A 2,945-nucleotide genomic window follows, 5' to 3' on the forward strand; every position below is an offset into this window, starting at 1 on the left:
GTGCATCTGGTCGAAGAATTCGGTGTCCTCGCCGCCGGTCTGGCCACGCGCCAGGCTGAAGCGGCGGCCGCGCAGGCTGTCCGAGCCCATCCGCAGCAGAACGTTGCAGGTGTAGCCGGTCTGGATCTCGCCGCGCACCCAGACGGGCAAGGTCGAATGGAAATCGCCGCGCCGCATCCAGTCCGGCGCGTCCGGGCGATAGCGCGCCCTGACCGGGCCGAGCACGGCGGCGGCACCGCTTTGCTGCGCCATCGCGGCCAGTTCGGCAAGCCATGGCGTCGTGGCCGTCTCGTCGTCGTCGATGAAGGCGACGAAATCCGCGGTGCTCGCATCGAGGCAGGCGTTGCGGGCGATCGAGATGTTGCGCGCCGGGGCGTGCTGATAGTGGATCGGCACCGTCAATTCCCGCGACAGCGCCGCCACCAGGTCACGGGCCGATGGGGTGTCGTCATTGTCGGCGACGACGATGCGGACATCGAATCCCACCGGCATCTCCATGGCGTCGAGCGAGCGCAGCGTGTCGGCCAGTTCCGGCCGGCGGAACGTGCAGACGCCGATGTCGATGCTGCGGTTCTTTGCCGACACCGCCATCAGGCCACTCCTCGTCGCGAGCCGAGGCCGAGAAGCTGCAGCCAGAAGCCGACCGACCAGCCAAGATGCATGACCATGGCCGAGACACCGGCCAGCGCAACGTCGGCCTTGCGCTGGCGGATAGCCGTCACCAGCCCGTAGCCCAGGCACACCGACGCCCACAGCAGCAGCGGCACCGCCGCCAGCCAGTGCACGAAAGAGAAGGCCGCCAGCAGCACCACCGGGAACACCAGCAGCGGCACCATCTGCCTCACCTTCGGGATGACGCGATGCTTCAGCACATTCTTGGCACGCCCGCGACCGTAGCCGAGATACTGGAAATAGAGGCCTGAGAGCGAGCCGCGCGGGTAGTAGACCATCTGCGTCTTGCCGCTCATCCAGATCTTGTAGCCGGCCTTGCGCAGGCGATAATCGAGCTCGGCGTCCTCGTTGTGGCTGAACGTTTCGTCATAGCCGCCGACGGCGCCGAACGCCGATATCCGCATCAGTGCATGATGGCCGTGATCGATCCACTGTCCCTGCGAAAGATGCCTATGCTTCGAGCCGCCGGTGCCGAGCTTGGAGTTCTGCGCCGCGGCCGCTGCTTTCTGCACGGCACCGCTGCCGCTGGTCAGCATCGAAACGACAACCGAATCCGCTGATGTAGCCAGCGCTTCCTCGACCAGCCGGTCGCAATAATCGTCGGGATAACCGCCATGCGCATCGATGCGGATGAGATAGTCGGCACCATCGCCGAAGGTACCGACGGCGAGATTGATCGCCGCGCTCTGGATGCGCCGCTTGTTGTGGAGCAGGATAACCCGCGGGTCCCTGGCAATGACTTCGTCTACGATGGAAAGCGTGCCGTCGGTGCTGCCGCCGTCGACGACGATGATCCGGGCGCCAAGCCTGGCGGCCGCGGGCCGCAATTGATCGAGCAGCGCACCGATATGGGCGGCTTCGTTCAGGCATGGGATAACGATCAGGCTGGATGAGGGTTTTTCCGTCTGCGTCATCAACCTCTGTCCATCTTGCCTCTGTCCATCCCCTGCCATCCTATGCCAATGCCTCGGCGGCAAACGAACCGGGCACGGCGGTCAGGCTGCGCAGCCGCTCGACAAGCGCACGGCAATCGCTGCGATCGTAGCTCCAGGTCCTCGGGTTGCGCGCCAGAACACGCCCCTTCAGCCTGGCGAAGCGATGCTCCTCCATCTTGCCTAGCGCGGCTTCGAGCGCTTCGGGCGACGCCTGCGGCAACAGCACGCCGATATCCTGCTGCTTGAGGAACCGCCCGGTCTCGGTATTGCCCATCGAGATCGGCACCGCGCCGAAACGGCAACCCTCATAGAGCCGGTTGGGCAGAAGCCATTCGGAGTTCTGCCCCGCTTCGAAGAAATCGATCGCCCAGGAAAAATGGACATCGTTGTAGATCGCCGCCATGTCTTCCGGATTGCGGTAGGGCCCGAGAAACGACAGCCATGGCTCGGCCTCGACAAAGCCGTGAAAGTCAGGGAATTCCGACAAAGCCGGACGGCCGCGCAGCACGATCTCGAAGCGGCCCTCCGTGCGGCGGGAGAAATCAGCCAGCAGCTCGAGCGAGCGGCGGCAGCGCAGCGCGCCGAACCAGCCGATCCGCCATGGCGGGCCGACCGGGCTCTCATCGGCCTCGGCAGCGCCGGGCACAATCGTCGCGGCCTCGAAATATTTGTTTTCGACCAGCTCGATGGGTGCCGCGACCTGGCCGAACGGCTTGAAATAATTGGCGATGAAGGCAGGCGAACTGGTCACCAGCAGCTTCACATCCCTGGCCAGAAATCGTTCGGTGGCACGCAGCGCCTTGCCCAGGACATCGTTGCGCAGCACAAGCCGATGAATGTCGAGGCACTCGTATACGATCGGAACCGATGCACCGAAGGCTGACCTGGCGCGGCGGGCAAGCGCCAGCATTTCCAGGTTGCGCGCGACGATGACATCCGGCTTTGGCATTCCGCCCAGCTTCGAGCCTATCGAAACGGCTGCTTTGGCTACGGCCGCTAGGCGTTGGCCGAATCGCCCGTCACGCGTCCCGCCGAGGTCGATCGGGCGCAGTCCCTCGATATCCGCAATCGGATTCGCGGTGCGACGGAATCCGGCCAAGGTGACCTGGGCCCCACCTGCCCTGAGCATCGTGATCCGCCGGCGCACCGCCGGGTCGGAAACGTCGTGCACTAGGTACAAGACATGCAGCATAAAAACTCGACCGCTGTTGGCCCACCCGAGGGAATGCTAGTACAGGTCTTGCTGCATCGCAACATTTTTGGTGCGGCGGTCCACGTTTTCTGTTGCACTGCAAAATTATTGCCGTAGTTTGTGGTCGGCGGCGGTCGTGGATTTTC

At 64.2% G+C, this 2,945-nt stretch carries 3 protein-coding genes; all 3 read right to left on the reverse strand.

Annotated features, from left to right (window positions below):
• The coding region (locus EN994_RS25140) for a glycosyltransferase family 2 protein (RefSeq protein ID WP_164746166.1) at window positions 1-591 on the reverse strand (591 nt) is incomplete at its 3' end.
• On the reverse strand, window positions 591-1,586 hold the full coding sequence (locus EN994_RS25145) for a glycosyltransferase family 2 protein (RefSeq protein ID WP_063169886.1): 996 nt from the start codon (window positions 1,584-1,586) through the stop codon (window positions 591-593). The genes EN994_RS25145 and EN994_RS25140, both read right to left, overlap by 1 nt.
• A gap of 40 nt (window positions 1,587-1,626) precedes the next feature.
• On the reverse strand, window positions 1,627-2,799 hold the full coding sequence (locus EN994_RS25150; RefSeq protein WP_063169885.1) for a glycosyltransferase: 1,173 nt from the start codon (window positions 2,797-2,799) through the stop codon (window positions 1,627-1,629).
• Between the last annotated feature and the right edge of the window lie 146 nt (window positions 2,800-2,945).

This window comes from Mesorhizobium sp. M7A.F.Ca.CA.002.09.1.1 (assembly GCF_003998555.1).
GTDB lineage: Bacteria > Pseudomonadota > Alphaproteobacteria > Rhizobiales > Rhizobiaceae > Mesorhizobium > Mesorhizobium ciceri.

Bases quoted from the DNA above. Each gene is read 5' to 3' on its own strand.
- EN994_RS25145 (WP_063169886.1), bottom strand. From the start codon at position 1,586: ATGACGCAGACGGAAAAACCCTCATCCAGCCTGATCGTTATCCCATGC.
- EN994_RS25150 (WP_063169885.1), bottom strand. From the start codon at position 2,799: ATGCTGCATGTCTTGTACCTAGTGCACGACGTTTCCGACCCGGCGGTG.